This is a genomic window from Sulfurimonas sp. (assembly GCF_041563495.1).
Lineage (GTDB): Bacteria > Campylobacterota > Campylobacteria > Campylobacterales > Sulfurimonadaceae > Sulfurimonas.
Genome location: NZ_JBFFMZ010000027.1, coordinates 1 through 1,521, shown reverse-complemented (window position 1 = coordinate 1,521; position 1,521 = coordinate 1). Strand labels below are relative to the sequence as shown.

At 37.2% G+C, this 1,521-nt stretch carries 2 protein-coding genes; both read left to right on the top strand.

Annotation, left to right across the window (positions count from 1 at the left end; translation table 11 throughout):
- A partial coding sequence (locus ABYK18_RS11990; RefSeq protein ID WP_373036910.1) for an iron-containing alcohol dehydrogenase occupies positions 1–880 on the top strand: 880 nt, incomplete at its 5' end.
- An 11-nt stretch (positions 881–891) separates the two neighbouring features.
- Positions 892–1,482, top strand: coding sequence for an NAD(P)H-dependent oxidoreductase (locus ABYK18_RS11985; RefSeq protein ID WP_373036909.1), 591 nt, complete (start codon positions 892–894; stop codon positions 1,480–1,482).
- The last annotated feature ends 39 nt before the right edge of the window (positions 1,483–1,521 follow it).

Here is a 1,521-nt window from a genome sequence, read left to right as displayed (position 1 = left end):
TATTCAAGCTGTTCTCGGTGTTGGCGGCGGTTCTGTCGCAGACTCTGCTAAAGCTATTGCTGCCGGTGCGAAATATAATGGTGATGTTTGGGACTTTTTCATACAAAAAGCAGCCATTACAGAGGCTCTTCCTGTCTTTACCGTAATGACATTAGCCGCAACGGCTAGTGAGATGAATGGTAACTCTGTTATTATGAACGATGAGACTTCTCAGAAATACTCTTTTAGCTCTGTACTTGTCAACCCTGTAGTATCTGTAGTAAATCCCCAACTGATGGCTACAGTATCAAAGGATTATTTGGCTTATTCGGCAGTTGATATTATCGCTCACTCTATTGAGGTATATTTTACAGCTACACTGCATCCCAACTTTAACTCTAGAGTAGTAGAGTCAATCATAAAAACAGTCATGGAGACTACAGAAGTTTTAGTAGAAAATCCGGATGATTACGATGCAAGAGCTGAGTTCGCATGGGTGGCTATTCAAGCACTTAACGGACTTACACCTGCGGGAACAGAGGGTGGAAGCTTTCCAAATCATATGATTGAACACGCACTTTCTGCTATATATAATGTGCCTCACGGTGCAGGTTTATCAGTTGTAATGCCTGCTTGGATGAAATGGTATGAAGCTAAAAATCCAAAACAGTTCAAAAGGTTTGCTAAAGAAATTTTTAATGAAGAAAACTCTACTAAAGGTATAGAAAAACTTGAAGAGTGGTTTGCTAAAATAGGAGCACCGGTAACTCTTGAAGGTGTAAATATTCCAAGAAAAGGTATAGAAGAGTTAGCAATAAACGCAAATGAACTCGCTGGCATCTGGGGTATTGGTGAAATTTATTCAAAAGATACTATTGCTGAGATATTAGAAAAAGCATAAAAGGGAAAATGATGAAAAATGTACTAATCATAAACGGACATCAAAGATATGATAACGTAGCAGAGGGCAATTTAACCGGAATGTATATAGAGTCTGCCTCTAAGTTCTTTGAAAAAAACGGTTTTAACGTAAGGCATAGTGTAGTTGAAAGTGACTATGATGTTAAAGAAGAAGTTGAAAAGTTTGTCTGGGCTGATTATATCTTATTGCAATATCCTGTTTACTGGATGGGTGTTCCCTGGATTACTAAAAAGTATATAGATGAAGTTTTCTCTGCAGGTGACCATAACGGACTGTACATAAATGATGGAAGAAGCAGAAGTGATGAAACAAAACGTTACGGTAGTGGCGGCTTGATGCAAGGAACAAAGTATATGATTTCGCTTACATACAACTGTCCGACAAGTGAGTTTTCTGATAAAGATGGCTTCTTTGATGGACTCTCTTTAGATGAAGCAAATATTGCTACCCATAAAACATTTCAGTTTTGTGGAGCAGAGCCTTTAGAAACTTATTCCGTGCATGATATATTTAAAGGTGATTTGGATATGAAAAGTGAGTTAGAGAAGTTCACAAAAGTGTTAGAGAAAAATTTTATATAAAAAAGGAAAAGATTATGGAAAAAACATTTGAAGAGTCAT